The 16703-nt window shown below is 57.5% G+C and carries 16 protein-coding genes; 7 read left to right on the forward strand and 9 right to left on the reverse strand.

Annotated features, from left to right (window positions below):
- Positions 1–25: 25 nt before the first annotated feature.
- A complete protein-coding gene (gene gshB / locus ACR0MQ_RS09350) occupies positions 26–958 on the forward strand; it encodes a glutathione synthase (protein WP_480607560.1) in 933 nt (310 codons plus the stop codon).
- On the opposite strand, the gene ACR0MQ_RS09355 is transcribed toward gshB, so the two are convergent.
- Genes ACR0MQ_RS09355 through cobU form a run of 4 tightly spaced genes read right to left on the reverse strand, consistent with a single transcriptional unit; the run spans position 955 to position 4557 of the window.
- On the reverse strand, positions 955–2469 hold the full coding sequence (locus ACR0MQ_RS09355) for a YifB family Mg chelatase-like AAA ATPase (RefSeq protein ID WP_480607564.1): 1515 nt from the start codon (positions 2467–2469) through the stop codon (positions 955–957). The two genes, gshB and ACR0MQ_RS09355, sit on opposite strands and share 4 nt — an antisense overlap.
- 48 nt (positions 2470–2517) lie before the next feature.
- Positions 2518–3402, reverse strand: coding sequence for a glutathione S-transferase (locus ACR0MQ_RS09360; RefSeq protein WP_480607567.1), 885 nt, complete (start codon positions 3400–3402; stop codon positions 2518–2520).
- A 58-nt stretch (positions 3403–3460) separates the two neighbouring features.
- Positions 3461–4039 (reverse strand): histidine phosphatase family protein, encoded by a 579-nt coding sequence (locus tag ACR0MQ_RS09365; RefSeq protein WP_010442875.1) that lies wholly within the window; start codon positions 4037–4039, stop codon positions 3461–3463.
- A complete protein-coding gene (cobU, locus tag ACR0MQ_RS09370) occupies positions 4036–4557 on the reverse strand; it encodes a bifunctional adenosylcobinamide kinase/adenosylcobinamide-phosphate guanylyltransferase (protein ID WP_010442876.1) in 522 nt (173 codons plus the stop codon). Before cobU ends, ACR0MQ_RS09365 begins: the two co-directional genes overlap by 4 nt.
- 101 nt (positions 4558–4658) lie before the next feature.
- Between cobU and ACR0MQ_RS09375 the strand changes: the two genes are divergently transcribed.
- The 6 genes from ACR0MQ_RS09375 (at position 4659) to ACR0MQ_RS09400 (ending at position 11223) form a co-directional block, all read left to right on the forward strand.
- Complete coding sequence (locus ACR0MQ_RS09375) at positions 4659–5537, forward strand: RNA polymerase factor sigma-32 (RefSeq protein WP_010442877.1); 879 nt, start codon at positions 4659–4661, stop codon at positions 5535–5537.
- Entirely contained in the window at positions 5534–6355 is an 822-nt protein-coding gene (locus ACR0MQ_RS09380) for a ChaN family lipoprotein (protein WP_480607571.1), read from the forward strand. The genes ACR0MQ_RS09375 and ACR0MQ_RS09380 overlap by 4 nt, the downstream gene beginning before the upstream one ends.
- 63 nt (positions 6356–6418) lie before the next feature.
- Positions 6419–7615 (forward strand): bifunctional phosphopantothenoylcysteine decarboxylase/phosphopantothenate--cysteine ligase CoaBC, encoded by a 1197-nt coding sequence (gene coaBC, locus ACR0MQ_RS09385; RefSeq protein ID WP_480607574.1) that lies wholly within the window; start codon positions 6419–6421, stop codon positions 7613–7615.
- Positions 7616–7641: 26 nt separating this feature from the next.
- Positions 7642–8097, forward strand: coding sequence for a dUTP diphosphatase (gene dut / locus ACR0MQ_RS09390; protein ID WP_480607577.1), 456 nt, complete (start codon positions 7642–7644; stop codon positions 8095–8097).
- Positions 8097–9155, forward strand: a complete 1059-nt coding sequence (locus ACR0MQ_RS09395; RefSeq protein ID WP_170771872.1) for a molybdopterin-synthase adenylyltransferase MoeB — start codon at positions 8097–8099, stop codon at positions 9153–9155. Before dut ends, ACR0MQ_RS09395 begins: the two co-directional genes overlap by 1 nt.
- 52 nt (positions 9156–9207) lie before the next feature.
- Positions 9208–11223, forward strand: coding sequence for a M3 family metallopeptidase (locus ACR0MQ_RS09400; RefSeq protein ID WP_480607580.1), 2016 nt, complete (start codon positions 9208–9210; stop codon positions 11221–11223).
- On the opposite strand, the gene ACR0MQ_RS09405 is transcribed toward ACR0MQ_RS09400, so the two are convergent.
- From ACR0MQ_RS09405 to mreC, 5 genes are read right to left on the reverse strand one after another with little or no spacing between them, the layout of a single operon-like run.
- Positions 11220–12152, reverse strand: a complete 933-nt coding sequence (locus tag ACR0MQ_RS09405; protein ID WP_480607583.1) for a 2-hydroxyacid dehydrogenase — start codon at positions 12150–12152, stop codon at positions 11220–11222. The genes ACR0MQ_RS09400 and ACR0MQ_RS09405 overlap by 4 nt on opposite strands.
- Positions 12153–12162: 10 nt before the next feature.
- The gene (gene rodA / locus ACR0MQ_RS09410; protein ID WP_480607586.1) at positions 12163–13302 is read right to left on the reverse strand and encodes a rod shape-determining protein RodA; all 1140 of its coding nucleotides are present in this window, start codon (positions 13300–13302) and stop codon (positions 12163–12165) included.
- A complete protein-coding gene (gene mrdA / locus ACR0MQ_RS09415) occupies positions 13299–15248 on the reverse strand; it encodes a penicillin-binding protein 2 (RefSeq protein WP_260024146.1) in 1950 nt (649 codons plus the stop codon). The genes rodA and mrdA overlap by 4 nt, the downstream gene beginning before the upstream one ends.
- Positions 15245–15781 carry a rod shape-determining protein MreD gene (locus ACR0MQ_RS09420; protein WP_170771864.1) on the reverse strand — a complete coding sequence of 179 codons (537 nt, stop codon included), beginning with the start codon at positions 15779–15781 and terminating at the stop codon, positions 15245–15247. The genes mrdA and ACR0MQ_RS09420 overlap by 4 nt, the downstream gene beginning before the upstream one ends.
- On the reverse strand, positions 15774–16676 hold the full coding sequence (gene mreC, locus ACR0MQ_RS09425; protein WP_010442887.1) for a rod shape-determining protein MreC: 903 nt from the start codon (positions 16674–16676) through the stop codon (positions 15774–15776). The genes ACR0MQ_RS09420 and mreC overlap by 8 nt, the downstream gene beginning before the upstream one ends.
- Positions 16677–16703 lie beyond the last annotated feature (27 nt).

Raw genomic sequence — 16703 nt, forward strand, 5'->3', positions numbered from 1 at the left:
CAGGCGTGGAATTGAGGGATAGACCATGAAAATCGCCTTTCAGATGGACCCGATCGGGGCCGTGGATATCAATGCCGACAGCTCGTTTCGTTTGGCAGAAGAGGCTCAGGCCCGCGGCCACAAGCTTTTTTTCTATGGCCCGGATCAATTGGCGTATCAGGAGGGCAAAGTTACTGCGCGCGGGCACGACATGACAGTGCAAAGGGTCGCTGGCGACCCGGCTGTTCTGGGGCCAGAACGCGAAGTGGATCTAGCTGATTTCGATGTGGTCTGGTTGCGGCAAGACCCTCCGTTCGACATGCACTACATCACTTCGACCCATTTGCTGGACCGTCTCCGGGGGCAGACCTTGGTGGTGAATGACCCGTTTTGGGTGCGAAACTATCCGGAAAAGCTGCTGGTTTTGGACTTTCCTGAACTGACGCCGCCCACCACAATTGCGCGGGATCTGCACACCATCAAAGCGTTCAAAGAGAAACACGGCGATATCATCCTCAAGCCGCTCTATGGCAATGGGGGCGCTGGTGTGTTCCGCCTTGATGCGAATGATCGCAACCTGACATCGCTGCATGAGTTGTTCACGGGTTTCTCGCGTGAGCCGTTGATTGCACAGAAGTTTTTGCCGGATGTAAGAAACGGCGACAAACGCGTCATCCTCGTGGATGGCGAGCCGGTGGGGGCCATCAACCGCGTTCCAGCCGAGGGTGAAACCCGCTCTAACATGCATGTGGGTGGGCGCCCTGAGAAAATCGGCCTGTCTGACCGCGATATGGAAATCTGCGCTGCAATTGGGCCGTTGTTGAAAGAACGTGGACAGGTCTTTGTCGGAATCGATGTGATTGGCGACTACCTGACCGAGATCAATGTCACGTCACCCACCGGCATTCAGGAGCTTGAGCGGTTCAACGGTTTGAATATTGCCGAAAAAATCTGGCAGGCGATTGAGGCCAAGTTTTAAGCCCCTGCCTTTGCGCTGATGCGAAAGCTCAGCGCCTCGGCGACATGGGGGCGGCGCACGTCCGGCTCTCCATCGAGATCGGCAATGGTGCGGGCGACTCGCAGGATACGGTGGAAGGCGCGGGCCGAAAGGCCGAAACGCTCGGCAGCTTTTAGAAGCAACTCCTTGCCTTCGGAATCTGGCGCGGCGATTTCTTCCAATAGGTTACCTTCGACATCCGCGTTTTGACGGGTCTCGGGGGTGTCGCGAAACCGGTCAGCTTGAACAGCGCGCGCGGCTTCAACGCGCGCAGCCACAGCGGCTGAACTATCGCCCGAAGGTGGTAAATCGAGATCGGTAAAACCTACAGGGGGTACTTCGATACGCAGGTCGAACCGGTCCATTAGTGGCCCTGAGATGCGGCCCAGATAATCCTCGCCACAAGCCGGTGCGCGCGAGCAGGCACGGGACGGATCAGTCAGGTATCCACATTTACAGGGGTTGGCAGCGGCCACCAGCATAAACCTGCATGGGTATTTCACATGGGCGTTGGCGCGGGCGACCATGACTTCGCCGGTCTCAATCGGTTGTCGCAAGGTTTCCAGAACGGTGCGCGGGAAGTCGGGAAACTCGTCCATGAAAAGAACGCCGTTATGTGCCAATGAGATTTCACCGGGTTTTGCACCTTTCCCCCCACCGACGATAGCCGCCATTGAGGCGGTGTGATGCGGCTCTCGAAACGGTCTGGCGCGGCTGATGCCGCCTTCGTCCAACAACCCACAAAGCGATTGGATCATCGAAGTTTCCAGCGCTTCGACCGGCGTCAGCGGTGGCAATATTCCTGGCAGGCGCGCCGCCAGCATGGATTTGCCCGAACCGGGTGTCCCGATCATGATCAGGTGATGCCGCCCCGCGGCGGCGATTTCCAAGGCCCGTTTAGCGCGTTCCTGCCCTTTTACGTCTCGCAAATCACGCGCGCTGGGCGAAAGACTGACCTCGCCCGGCGTCGCGGCGGGCAACGCGGATTGGCCGGTGAAGTGCCGCACCACATCTCCTAATGAGCCAGCACCGATCACTTGTGTGGCATCTACCCAAGCGGCTTCCGAGCTAGAGGCGCTGGGGCAAAGCAAGCTACGGTCTTCAGCGGCAGCCGTCATGGCGGCGGGCAACGCTCCGACAACCGGAACAAGCGAGCCGTCCAACGACAATTCGCCCAAAGCGACGGCACCCTCTGCAGCGTCCGCAGGAATGATCTCTAGCGCAGTAAGCAAGGCAACCGCGATAGGCAGGTCGAAATGGCTACCTTCTTTGGGCAAATCGGCGGGCGACAGGTTGATTGTGATCCGTTTCGAGGGCAGCGCGATGGCCATCGCGCTCAGTGCGCTGCGCACCCGATCCCGCGCCTCAGAGACTGCCTTGTCCGGTAATCCAACGATGGAAAACGCTGGAAGACCCGGTGCAACGGCGCATTGCACTTCGACCGGGCGGGCATCGACCCCTTGAAAAGCGACGGTGTGGGCGCGGGCGACCATGGCAATCCTGTTTTTTGGTTAACAGGACGTTGCTGCCACGTCTGCGGTTTAGGAATCGTTAACGCCGCCGATCATCGCCGTAAAATTCGGCCAAGCCCCAGGGTCGGCAACAGTTTTGTCCCGGCAAAACGGGTTGCAAAAGCCCCAAACCTTACCTTCGAGTTCTAAGTAATCCCTCACCGGTTTTCCGGAGTAGGGACAGGCGGAGTTAATGGATGGGCCGGTACTGACGGTTGCCGCTTTCGAGTTCTCGCCAATCGGCCAGTTATGGGCGGTAAGGTTTTGTGGATAGGGAAAGGGATCATACTCGACGGTCATGCCCATGGCGCGCCATTGCCGAACGGAAATGTCTGAAAGCAGGTCCATGCAGTAGGTGCGATTGGCCTCAGACACGGGTAAATCGTAGCCGATAATTCGTGCTGCAACCGGAGTATAGAATACATCAGCCAACGAGTATGCGCCAAACAGAGGGCCCGACTCGGCGCTCGAAATACTCCGAGCATGGGCCCAGAGGGTTTCGATCCGCTGCAGATCCGCCAGCGTATCTTTAGAAGGGGTGAAGCCTTCCCAGCGATATTTCAACTGCATGGGGCATTGCCCCCGCAGTGCTGTGAATCCGGCGACCATTTCAGCACAAAGCCACCGGGCCGTTGCACGAGCTGTCGGCTTTGTTGGCCAAAGTCCGGCGTCAGGGTGATGTTCGGCCAAAGTCTCTGCCATGGCGAGGCTTTCACCGACCACAGTTCCATCGGGTAGCCGCAATGCTGGTACCAGACGTGCTGGTGCCAGTGGCTTCATATCCGCTGCCATCGTCCCGGAGTAGAGGCCAATCATGTGGGTGCGGTAGGGCAGGCCGAATTTTTCGAGCATCAGCCATCCGCGCAAGGACCAGCTTGAAAACAACCGGTCGCCGATAAAGAGGTCATGGGTCATGCGCCAACGATGCAGGGTCGATGCGCGTTCGTAAATCAGTGATTTGTGCGCAGTCCTATCACGGTCGGTGATTGATCCGCCCCACCGACCAGCCAGCTTCGAGGCGTGTAATCTCGGTAACCGAAAGATTATCGATTCGGTGACTGAACGCCTCTTGCGCATCCACGTCCAAGGCACGTTGGATTTGAGTCAGGATTACGCCGAAATGAGCGACCACTACCAAATCGCGTCCTGAATTGTCGGCAATCAAGGTATCAACTACCGCATCGACCCGCGCGCGGACTTCATTCCAGCTTTCCCCATCTGGGGGTCTGACATCTCCGGGATTGTCCCAGTATGCAAAGCAAAGCTCGGGGTCTTCAGCCTCGATCTCTGCAAATGGGCGCAACTCCCATGTGCCAAAATTGATTTCGCGAAGATCGGCATGGTGCGGCAGACGCTGGCGTGTGCCTTGAATTGCACTGGCCGTGTCGGCGGCGCGTGACAAATCCGATGAAATCACGACGGCATTGGAGGGAAGGTGCGTTTCGAGACGGCCGATTGCAGCGTGATCGCTCAAGTCAGCGGGCAGATCGGACCAGCCTACCATGGTTTTGGCATGTGTCGGGCCGTGCCGTACCAAATGTAGCCGGGTCACAGGGGTGGTCCCTTTAGAACCAATGGTAGCCCGGCCGTGACCTGCACCACCCGATCCGCCTGTGCAGCAAGTGCTATGTTCAGGCGCCCCTGTGCCTCGCGGAACCGACGGGACAGCGCATTGTCAGGCACGATGCCGTGGCCGACTTCGTTCGAGACGATAACGATTTGCGCTGCACAGGTTTTCAACGCGTTCAGCAGTTTGGTTTGCGCTTCGTTAAGATTGCTCTCAGCGAGCAGGTGGTTGGTCAGCCACATGGTTGCACAGTCGATCAGGCAAACCTGATCCCGCGTCAGCTTTGCGAGTTCTGGTGTCAGATCGAATGGTGCTTCAATCGTCGTCCACCCGCTGCCTCGTTGTGCAATATGTTGCCTGATTTTTAGGCGCATCTCGTCATCAAACACTTGTGATGTTGCGAGGTAAATGCGATTTTTACCTGTAGAAACAACAGTTTGTTCCGCAAAAAGGGATTTTCCGGATGCCGCGCCGCCCAAGATAAAGGTTAAATCGGCATGCACTTTTATTACCTTTCTGGTGATCCAACCGGTTTTGCCCTGCGTATCGACCCTGAGTCGGCAAAGCAAGCCCGGCCAATCGCCTGTGAAAAAGGGAGATTTGCATGGCACTTGATAACGCACATGATTTTTCGATGTCCCGGCAGGCAATGAAGGCCGAATTGCTGGACGCAGAGACAGAGTTGAAGCTGGCCTATGCCTGGCGCGATGAACGCGATGAGAAAGCTCTGCACCGCCTGATCACGGCCTATATGCGGTTGGCAATTTCTATGGCAGCCAAATTCAAACGCTACGGCGCGCCGATGAATGATCTGATTCAAGAGGCGGGACTGGGTTTGATGAAAGCCGCCGACAAGTTTGATCCGGACCGGGGCGTTCGCTTTTCAACCTATGCGGTGTGGTGGATCAAGGCGAGCATTCAGGACTATGTGATGCGTAACTGGTCAATGGTGCGCACCGGTTCGACTTCTTCCCAGAAATCTCTCTTCTTCAATATGCGAAGGGTTCAGGCGCGTCTTGAACGTGAAGCGGCGACCGAAGGCATGGATTTGGATCGCCACCAGTTGCACCAGATGATCGCGGCTGAAATCGGTGTACCGTTGCGTGACGTCGAGATGATGGAAGGGCGGCTCGCCGGGTCCGATTTCTCACTGAATGCGATTCAGTCGGCGGATGAAGATGGGCGCGAGTGGATAGATGCGTTGGAAGATGACAGTGAACAAGCCGCCGAAGCGGTCGAGAACAATCATGATAGGCAGCAATTGCGCGAATGGTTGGTTACGGCCATGCAGGCTTTGAACGAGCGTGAGAGATTCATCGTCCGCGAACGAAAGTTGCGCGAACCCGCTCGGACTTTGGAAAGCCTCGGTCAGGAGCTTGGTCTGTCGAAAGAACGTGTGCGTCAGCTCGAGGCAGCAGCCTTCATAAAAATGCGCAAGAACCTTGAAGCTCAATCGCGCGAGGTGCAACACTTCTTCGCATGAAAGCACTTGCGATTCTTACAGCTTTTGTGTTGCTCGCCGCACTACCTCAGCCGGGCAGCGCCGATGAACTTATACCTCAGGATGTCTTGGACGATATGCAATCGGCAGACGTCGTTATTCTGGGTGAAATACATGACAACCCGCGACATCATCTCGTGCAGGCCGAAGCGGTTGCAGCAATTGCGCCATCTGCGGTTGTTTGGGAAATGGTGACCGAAGAAGGCGCACAGCGACTGGCGCAGAAAGCGGCGAGTAATCCTGAAGAGCTGTCCAGAATTCTGCGCTGGGCCGAGTCTGGTTGGCCCCCACTCAGCATGTATTACCCGGTTTTTCGCGCGGCCAATGTGCCCGTTTACGGCGCGATGGTGCCTCGAGCTGCCGCGCGTGCAGCTATGGAGCGCGGAGCAGCGACCACTTTAGGGGCGGACGCGGCCAGATATGGGCTGACAGTACCCTTGCCTGACGATGATCAGGCCGCGCGTGAGGCAGATCAACTTGCGGTCCATTGCGATGCTTTGCCTGCCGAGGCCTTGCCGCAGATGGTTGCAATTCAGCGTTTGCGGGACGCGGTGCTAACGCGTGCCATATTGCGGGCCGCGGATGAAACGGGCGGGCCGATTGCAGTGATCACGGGCAACGGCCATGCACGCAAAGATCGCGGAATACCAACTTTTTTGACGCGCTTGCGGCCCGGAGTCAAAGTCTTTGTGCTCGGGCAATCTGAGGATGGGCTGATTGACGGAGACTTCGACGCCGTGATTGATAGCCCTACTGCAGAACGTGAAGATCCCTGCGAGGCCTTCGAGGCACAGAATTAACCGCTGGAACTGACCGGCGGCGTTGCCTAATGTCAGGGCCGACCGAGACGGGAAGGGCAAAACATGCTGTCATCCAAACGCATTCTGCTGATTATTGGTGGTGGGATCGCCGCCTATAAATCGCTGGATCTGATCCGGCGGCTGCGTGAACGCGGTGCCGCAGTGACGCCTGTATTAACGCGCGCCGCGGAGGAGTTCGTGACTCCCCTTTCCGTATCCGCATTGGCCGGTGAGAAGGTTTACAGGGACCTTTTTGATCTGACCGACGAAGCCGAGATGGGTCATATCCAACTGTCGCGTTCGGCAGATCTGGTCGTGGTTGCGCCCGCGACCGCTGATCTGATGGGCAAGATGGCAGGTGGTTTGGCGAATGATTTGGCCTCAACGCTGTTGATGGCAACCGATACACCCGTTCTGTGTGCACCCGCGATGAATGTTCGCATGTGGGAGCATCCAGCGACCCAACGCAACCTCGCGCAACTTGAAGCCGATGGTGTGCGATTTGTCGGCCCGAACGAGGGTGACATGGCCTGCGGAGAATATGGCCCGGGCCGCATGTCGGAACCGCTGGAGATCGTTGCTTCGATTGAGGCGCAATTTTCGGCCGGCCCATTGACTGGTAAGCGTATTTTGGTGACTTCGGGCCCGACACATGAACCGATTGATCCTGTGCGTTACATCGCAAACCGCTCGTCAGGTGCACAGGGCACGGCTGTGGCGCGTGCACTGGCAGCGCTGGGGGCCGAGGTTATTTTTGTTACAGGTCCGGCTGACGTTTCGCCCCCTGAAAGAGTGAATGTTGTACAGGTTGAGACGGCGCAGCAGATGTCAGATGCGGTGGACGCTGCGCTTCCTGTTGATGCTGGTGTATTCGCAGCCGCTGTGGCCGATTGGCGGGTATCCAGCGCCTCGGACAAGAAGCTAAAGAAAAGTCGCGATGGCCTGCCTGCACTTGAGTTCGCCGAGAACCCTGACATCCTGAAGCGCATTGCTCATATGGAAGATGGCCGACCCCTGTTGGTGGTGGGTTTTGCGGCTGAGACGGACAATGTGATCGAACATGCCACTGCAAAACGCGCCCGTAAGGGCTGTGACTGGATTGTTGCGAATGATGTCAGTCCCGCGACGGGCATCATGGGCGGGTCCGAAAATGCCGTGATCGTGATTTCGGAAGAGGGTGCCGAAGAATGGCCGCGCATGGGTAAAGACGAAGTGGCAAAGCGGTTAGCGGTTAAGATCGCTGGCGCGCTGACCAAATAGTAGTCGTTGAAATCTGAGGTGCAGTGATGGTGGCAATTCGTGTGATCCGAGAGGAAGGGGCTGATCATTCGGTGCCGTTACCCTCTTATGAAACGTCTGGTGCGGCTGGTGCGGATGTACGGGCTAACTTGCCAAATGGTACGCCAATTGTGTTAGCTCCAGGTGAGCGCACCCTTGTGCCAACGGGCCTTAGGATCGAGATCCCGCTTGGTTTCGAAGTTCAGGTGCGGCCCCGCTCGGGCCTTGCGCTTAAACACGGGATCACCTTGCCGAATACCCCGGGTACGATCGACAGCGATTATCGCGGCCCGTTGGGGGTGATTGTGCTGAATGCGGGGCAGGAGCCTTTCGAAATCACCCATGGCGAACGTATTGCACAACTGATTGTCGCGCCTGTGGTACAGGCCATTTTTCAGGACGTTGAGGTTCTGAGTGAGACCGACCGTGGCGCAGGCGGTTTCGGCTCGACCGGGCGGGGCTGATGCTTCTGGTTCTGATCCTGGCTGCCGCGCTATGGGGCGTTGGATATATCGCCGGTGTGTCGCGCGCCGCGCGTCTGGTTTCTGTTGGCGCTCTGCTAACGGGGGTGATCATTGCTCAACTTGTGCTGCCGGAGGGAAATCCGTTGCGTGAGGCGACTGGCGGGTCTGCAGCGATGTGGCTGATCCTCTCTGGCGTGGTTCTGCTAGCTCTGCTTTATGGGCGGGGCATCAAGGCGTTACGTAGTCGCGCTGCGCCCAGCCCAATGTCGGAACCTGCCATGCCATCCGATCAGTTCAGCGAAACCGAACTTGAACGCTACGCCCGCCATATCGTTCTGCGCGAACTTGGCGGACCGGGTCAAAAGCGGATGAAACAGGCGCGCGTGCTGGTGATCGGGGCCGGGGGCCTCGGCGCACCCGCTTTGCAATATCTCGCTGCCGCCGGAGTTGGCACCATTGGTGTGATCGATGATGACGCGGTCGAGAATGCGAACCTGCAGCGGCAGGTGATCCACCGCGATGCGGATATCGGGATGCCCAAGGTGTTTTCAGCCCAGCAAGCCATGGTGGCGCAGAACCCCAATGTCGTGGTTCTGCCCTATCATCGCCGCCTGACTGAAGAGATTGCTGCTGAACTGTTCGCTGATTTTGATCTGATCCTTGATGGTACAGACAATTTCGACACCCGCTATCTGGCCAACCGGACGGCTGTGGCGCTGGGCAAGCCGTTGATCTCGGGAGCGTTGTCGCAATGGGAAGGGCAACTGAGCGTGTTCGACCCAGCCACTTCCGGCCCGTGCTATCAGTGTATATTTCCTGAAGCCCCGGCCCCTGGTCTGGCGCCCTCTTGTGCCGAGGCAGGCGTAATCGGGCCGTTGCCCGGTGTCGTCGGCTCGATGATGGCGGTTGAGGCGATCAAGGTGATCACCGGTGCCGGGCAGGCGTTGCGGGGTGAGATGTTAATCTACGACGCGCTTTACGGCGAAAGCCGCAAGATCACCTTGGCGCACCGCGCAGATTGTCCGATTTGCGGGTCAGGAGCTCAAAGTTCAGACTAGCTCTGGATCATTGCGTCGGGCGGTCTTAGCTATGAGGTCAAAGGAGACCTCAATGACCAACCCGATCCTGTCTGACTGGAATACGCCTTTCGAAATTGCCCCATTTGCGGCGATCTCAGATGATGATTTCACTCCTGCACTGGAGCAGGCGATGCAAGCGCATGATGCTGAGATCGATGCGATTGCGGCAAATCCAGAGACGCCGACTTTCGCCAATACGATTGAAGCACTTGAAGCCGCCGGAGAGCAGATGGACAAAGTCTTGTCGGTGTTCTTCACCGTCGCAGGCGCTGACAGCAACCCCAAGCGCGAGGAACTCCAACGCGCGTTTTCACCGAAACTCGCCGCACATTACTCACGCATTTCTTCGAACAAATCCCTATTTCAGCGGGTGGCTGATCTGTGGGATCGGCGCGACGAATTGGGTCTGACCGACGAACAGGCGCGCGTTCTGATGTTATCCCATCGAGGATTAGTGCGGGCTGGGGCCGCGTTGACCGGAGATGACGATGCGAGGATGCAAGAGCTCAAGGCCCGTCTGGCCTCATTGGGCACGTCTTTCACGCAGAATCTGTTGGCAGATGAGCGGGATTGGTTCATGGAACTCGCCGAAGAAGATCTGCAGGGATTGCCCGGTTTTGTCGTCGATACAGCCCGGGCAGCCGGACAGGAAAAGGGCGCGGATGGGCCGGTGGTGACGCTGTCGCGATCGCTTATTGTGCCGTTTCTGCAGTTTTCACCTCGCCGGGATCTAAGAGAAAAAGCCTATCGTGCGTGGACGGCGCGTGGCGCAAATGGCGGTGAGACTGACAATCGCGAGATTGCTGCCGAAATCCTGAAACTGCGTGAAGAACGCGCCAAGCTGCTCGGCTATGACAGCTTTGCCGAATACAAGCTGGAAACCGAGATGGCACGGACACCTGATCGGGTGCGCGACCTTCTCATGCAGGTCTGGGAACCTGCGAAAAAGCGAGTAGATGCAGACGCCGATGAGTTGACACAAATGATGCAAGAGGACGGCATCAACGGCCCATTGGAAGCCTGGGACTGGCGTTACTATGCCGAGAAACGGCGCAAAGCCGAACATGATCTGGATGAGGCGGCGCTGAAGCCCTATCTGCAACTGGATCGGATGATTGAGGCCTCGTTTGCCTGCGCCAATCGGCTGTTCGGGCTGGAATTTGCTCCGTTGGATGTGCCTCTCTACCATCCTGATTGTCGTGCGTGGGAGGTAACCCGGAACGGCGAACATGTTGCGGTCTTCATCGGAGACTACTTTGCACGTGGATCGAAACGATCAGGCGCATGGTGCAGCGCAATGCGGGGGCAGGCAAAGTTTCCGAAGGTACAGGCGCCTGTCGTTATCAATGTGTGCAACTTCGCCAAGGGTGACCCGGCACTGCTGTCTTATGACGATGCGCGAACACTGTTCCACGAATTCGGCCACGCCCTGCACCAGATGTTGTCCAATGTGACCTATGAAAGCATTTCAGGCACCTCAGTGGCGCGTGATTTTGTCGAGCTGCCCAGCCAGCTTTACGAACACTGGCTGGAAGTGCCCGAGGTATTGGCCGAGTTCGCCACGCACGCGGATACCGATGAGCCGATGCCGCAGGAAATGCTGAAAAAGGTTCTGAAAGCGGCCAATTTTGACCAGGGCTTTCAGACGGTGGAATATGTTGCCTCGGCGCTAGTTGATCTGGCGTTCCACGATGGGGCAGCGCCCGCTAACCCGATGGAGAAACAGGTTGAGGTTCTTGCGGAAATAGGGATGCCTTCTGCTATTGGCATGCGCCATGCGACCCCGCATTTCGCCCACGTCTTCGCGGGAGACGGCTATAGCTCGGGCTACTACAGCTATATGTGGTCCGAGGTCATGGACGCAGATGCCTTTGCCGCCTTTGAAGAGGCAGGTGGGGCGTTCGATCCTGAACGCGCTAAGGCGCTGGAGGACAATATCCTGTCTACGGGTGGATCACGCGAGGCTGAAGATCTCTATCTGGCCTTCCGTGGTCGCCTGCCCGGCGTCGAAGCCTTGCTTAAGGGTCGCGGTTTGATTGCTGCCTAGTAACCGAGGTCCCTATCGACGAGGTGCAGTAAGGGCTCTCCTGCCTCACCTCGTCGGATGTTTTCGCATATCACCTGCGCTGCTGTGACGGGCCGCGTTTCCGAGGCAATGTGCGGTGTGACGGTTACGTTGGGATGCGCCCAGTACGGATGGTTGACCGGCAGCGGTTCGACTCGGAATACATCCAGTGTGGCATGTCCGATCTGACCCGAACCTAGCGCCTGCAGCAAGGCGTCGTCATCAATCAAAGGCCCACGCCCCGGATTAACGATCTGTGCGCCTTTGGGAAGCAGGGCGAGCGTGTCTGCATTCAAGATGTTTTCGGTGGCAGGTGTATCGGGCAACAGGAGCACAACGATTTCTGCCTGCGACAGCGCTTCTCGCAACCCATCCTGTCCGTGCAGGCAGGTCACTCTGGGGATATCTTTTGCGGTACGGCTCCAGCCGATGACATGAAAATTCAATGCGGCCAGAGCGAGGGCCGCGGCCTCACCCAATGCGCCCAATCCCAATATGCAGACCGTGCGCTGAGAGGCCAGCGGCGGAGCATCCGGTGTCCACGTGCCATCCTGCTGCGTGATGTGACGGTCCATGCCAAGGTGATAGCGCAGTACGTGCCCAACCACCCATTCGGTCATGCTCTGCGTCAATCCACCATCGACCATACGCGCCAGCGGAACTGTCAGCGTTTCATTGCCCGAGATCTTCTCGACCCCTGCCCAGAGGCTCAGCACCGCTTTGAGCTGCGAGAAGGGAGTGAAATCCTGTACCCCTCCGTTCGGGGCATAGACGATGTAGTCAACCTGATCTGCTGGGATGTCTTTGGCTAAGTGAAAATCCAGCCCCGCGTCGGTCAGGTATTGGCGCATCAGAGGCTCATACTCTGGCCACAACTCAGGGCGCGCGGAAAACAGGATATTCACGGGCATGGGGAACCTTTCAGCGGGGGCGGTGGATGTGAGCGCTTTGGACAATGCCAAAGGCGGCCATCAGGACCAGCATGGCAGAACCGCCATAACTGACCATTGGCAGAGGCACGCCAACAACCGGGGCAAGCCCCATCACCATCGACATGTTGACGGCGAAGAACAGGAAGAAGTTTAGCGCAATGCCCAGCGTTACCAGCGACGAGAACCGATCCTTGGTCGACAGGGCAGTGACCATACAGAAGATCAGGATCAGGCCATATAGGATCAGCAGGGTTATGCCACCGACAAAGCCGAACTCTTCCGCCAGAGTGGTGAAGATGAAGTCGGTGTGTTTTTCGGGTAGAAAATTAAGGCGTGACTGCGTGCCCTGCATAAAGCCGCGCCCGTTCCAGCCGCCTGACCCAAGCGCGATCTTCGACTGCGTGATGTGGTATCCCGCCCCGAGCGGGTCGGTGGAAGGATCGAGGAAGGTGTCGATTCGTCGGAACTGGTAGTCTTTGAGCAGTTGCCATTCCGTCCCACGGCTGTTGAACACCGTGGCAATCAATCCAACCCCCGCCGCGATGACGGCGGCGAAATAGGCCCAATGGACACCGGCCAGAAACATAAGACCTCCGCCAGCGGCAAGCAGCAGGATTGATGTGCCTAGATCGGGTTGTTTCAGAACCATAAATGTCGGAATCAGGATCAGAAGGACCGGGAAAATCACCCACAACGGTCGCGAGGTTTTATGGGCAGGCAGCCAATCGTAATAGGCAGCGAGGACCATCACCAACGCGACTTTCATGACCTCGGAAGGCTGGAGCCGCATGAACCCCAGATCAATCCAGCGCTGCGCGCCCATGCCGATGGCACCGAACAGTTCCACCACAATCAGCAATCCTATGGATCCCAGATAGGCTACGACCGACATATTGCGCCAGAACCAGATAGGAACGATGGCGACGATGAACATTGCCGCCAGCCCCAGGCCGAAACGCTCCATCTGAGGTTCGGCCCATGGCATCCAAGACCCGCCCGCCACCGAATACAGCATCAAGAACCCGGCGCTGGCGACGCTGATCAAAAGCAGCGTCAGCGGCCAGTTCATATAGAGGAACTTGCGGAAGCCCGAAGGCGTGGATTTGACGGCATATTCAAGATAGCTCATGCGCGGTCCTTTTCATCAGGACGCGCTTTGGGGCGGCGATCCCCCTCAAGTCGCTTTTGTTGTTCTTTGATACGCTCGCGGTCACCAGCCGGGTAGGCTTCGAGCGGTGGAGTGCCGTTGTAAAGTGCCTGTAGCATGATGTCGCGCGCCACCGGTGCGGCTGCTTTGGAGCCACCGCCGCCATGTTCCACCACCACGGCCACTGCGTATTTCGGATTGTCGTAGGGCGCGAAGCTTACGAAGAGCGCGTGGTCCCGACGCTCCCACGGCAGGTCTTCGTTGCGGATTACCCCTGCGGCGCGCTCGGCTTTGGTGATGTTGCGCACCTGACTCGTACCCGTCTTACCGGCCATGCGGAACTCATCAGCGATGATCCGACTGCGGTATGCCGTGCCGCGCCGATTATTCGAGACCGAGAACATTGCCTTGCGCACTTGCTCAAGATTGTTGCGATTAACGGCCAGCGGTTCGCCTGCTCCCGAGGGCTGCTCGATCCCGTCAACCGAGCGCACCAGCCGTGGTTTTACCGCACGACCGGTCGCCAGTCGCGCAGTCATGACTGCCAGTTGGAGTGGTGATGCGAGCATGAAACCCTGACCGATCGAGGCATTCGCGGTGTCACCCACCAGCCAGTCCTGCCCGTGGATGCGTTGCTTCCATTCCTGATTAGGGGCAAGCCCCGCAGCTACCGCAGACATCGGGATGTCATGTTTGATACCCAACCCGAAAGTGTTTGCCATCTCGGAAATCTTGTCGATCCCAACGCGGATTGCCACGTCATAGTAGAATACATCGCAGCTACGCTTCAGCGATGTTTCAAGGTCAACTGACCCGTGCCCTCCGCGTTTCCAACAGTGGAAGCGGCGGCTGCCGACTTTCATGTGACCGGGGCAGTACACCGTGTTGGAGGGGCTGATTACTCCGGCCTCAAGCGCGGCCATGGCAGTGATCATCTTGAAGGTTGATCCCGGTGGATAGGTGCCCTGTACCGTTTTGTTGGCCAGCGGACGGTATTTGTCATTCGTCAAAGTGCGATAGTCGGCCACTGAAATGCCGCGCACGAACAAGTTCGGATCAAAACTCGGGGCCGAGCTGATGGCGCGGATATCGCCAGTTTCGCAGTCCATCACGACGGCTGCAGCACTTTCGCCAGCCAGGCGGGCCTGAGCATACTGCTGTAGATCGGCATCAACAGATAGTTGCAGATCGGCCCCGGCAAGACCCTCTTGCCGGTCCAGTTCACGCATGACGCGGCCTGTGGCATTGACCTCGACCCGTTTTGCGCCTGCCTTGCCGCGCAAGCTGATTTCTTGCTTGGCTTCTAAACCAACCTTGCCAATCTGGAACCGTGGGATACGCAGAACCGGTTCGGGGTCTTCGATTTGGCTCAGGTCATAATCGCTGACCGGGCCGACATAACCGACCACATGGGCGAAATCCTCATAGCGCGGGTACTGGCGCGTTGAGCCTACCTCGGGAGTGACACCAGGCAAAGCCGGAGCGTTGACGGCAACTTTTGAGATATCCTCCCACGTTACTTGGTCAGCCAATGTAACAGGCAAGAACGGGGCAGAGCGACGCATTTCCGTCTTGGCACGCTCAATTTCATCTACGGTCAGCGGGATCAGTTCCGAGAGTTTGGAAATGACCTTGTCGATGTCGCCCGCATCCTCACGCACGATGACGATGCGATAAGACGGTGAGTTTTGCCCAATGATCTGCCCGTTTCGGTCGTAGATCCGGCCCCGGGTCGGTGGAATCAGGCGAATATTGATACGGTTTTCTTCGGCTAGCAAGCGATACTCATCAGCCTGATCAACCTGCATGAACCGCATTCGGGCAGCGAGGCCACCAACAAAGGCCGCTTGCAATCCACCTAAAATCAAGGCGCGGCGCGGCAGCCGCTTGTATGCCAGACCCTGAGGTTTTGGTTTTCTTTGTTTCATGACCGCACTCGGGGCATTGTGCTGTCCGCGACCGATTTTCGTCGCACACCAAAGGCACTTTGGCTCATCAGGACCATCAAGGGATAGATTGCGATTGTCAGTACCACTTGCACTACCACCGGCCCCAATGACGCCTGTTGCACTGACAGGATAGCAAGAAGGAGGCGGTTAAGTACAAAAACAACTGTGACTACGGCTCCGACAGTCGTCCATTCGCCTATAAATCCCAAATCTTTCATGCCAACGGAGGCGGAATGGAGATAGGCCGCCCCTAACACCACCAAAGCAGCCAGCAGACCGGGCGGGCGCTGTAACAACAAATCAGCCATGAACATGACGACGGCAATCGTCAGGATTGGAACGTATTCGGGTCGCCGCAATACCCACGCATAGGTAAGCGCGATCATGATATCTGGAAACGGTAGCCGATCAGGTTTCGTGTCCAGCGGCAACAAGTGCAGGAACATCACTATTATCGCCAAGGCGACATACAAGCTGCGTTTAGCCCAAAGAGAGGAGACAGACTTATCCATCGTTGACCCCTTGTGTGGTCAAAGCTGCCTCGGGCTGGCGCGGACCGACTATGTCTCCTGAATCGCTAATTGGTGGTGCGGACTGATAGCGTAGAACACGCAAGAATTCGAGACGCTCGAAATCGGCGGAAAGACGTACGCGTAACCTGCCGCCCGGATCAACGCTGATCTGTCCAATCAACAGGCCGCCGGGGAATACTCCCCCATCGCCGGATGTCACAACACGGTCGCCGGGTCGAACCAGTTCCCGGTTTTCGAGAAATTCGACAGCGGGTGCAGAGGTATTATCACCGGTAATCAATGCAGTCTGACCCGATGGTTGTATGGTGGCGGGGATTGCGCTTGAGGCATCGGTCAACAGGATCACGCGCGAAGTATCGGACCCAACACCCGAGATGCGCCCGACCACGCCAATCCCGTCCATCGTAGCCCAGCCATCAACGATACCATCCCGCTCGCCGACATTCAGCAGAACTGATTGCCGGAATGGTGATCCGCTATCAGCCATTACGACGCCGGTAACGTAGGTCAGTCGCGGGTCTAGGCGTACATTGTTCAAATCCAGCAGGCGGGCGTTTTCCTGCTCCAGCTGTAGTGCGGCCTCTTTCCAGGCGCGCATCAGGCGTAATTCGCTGCGTAGTTCCTGGTTTTGTTCGCTAAGGCGCTGGTAGCTTTGGAAATCACGCGACAGGTTGATCAACGCGGTAACCGGCACCATCGCCCACTCCATCGAAGGTACAACGGTGTCTACCACCTGAGCACGGAAACGTTCGACACGCGGGCTGTCGATGCGCCAGACCAAGAAGATACCCAGCAGGCATAAAACAACGATCCCCACAAGCAATCGGCGCAGGGGAGTCGTGTATTCGTCGCGCTGTGATCGGTCCTTTGCCACAGGTTACCTTCCCGTGCTGCTCGTGCC

This window comes from Ruegeria sp. AN6, assembly GCF_056540425.1.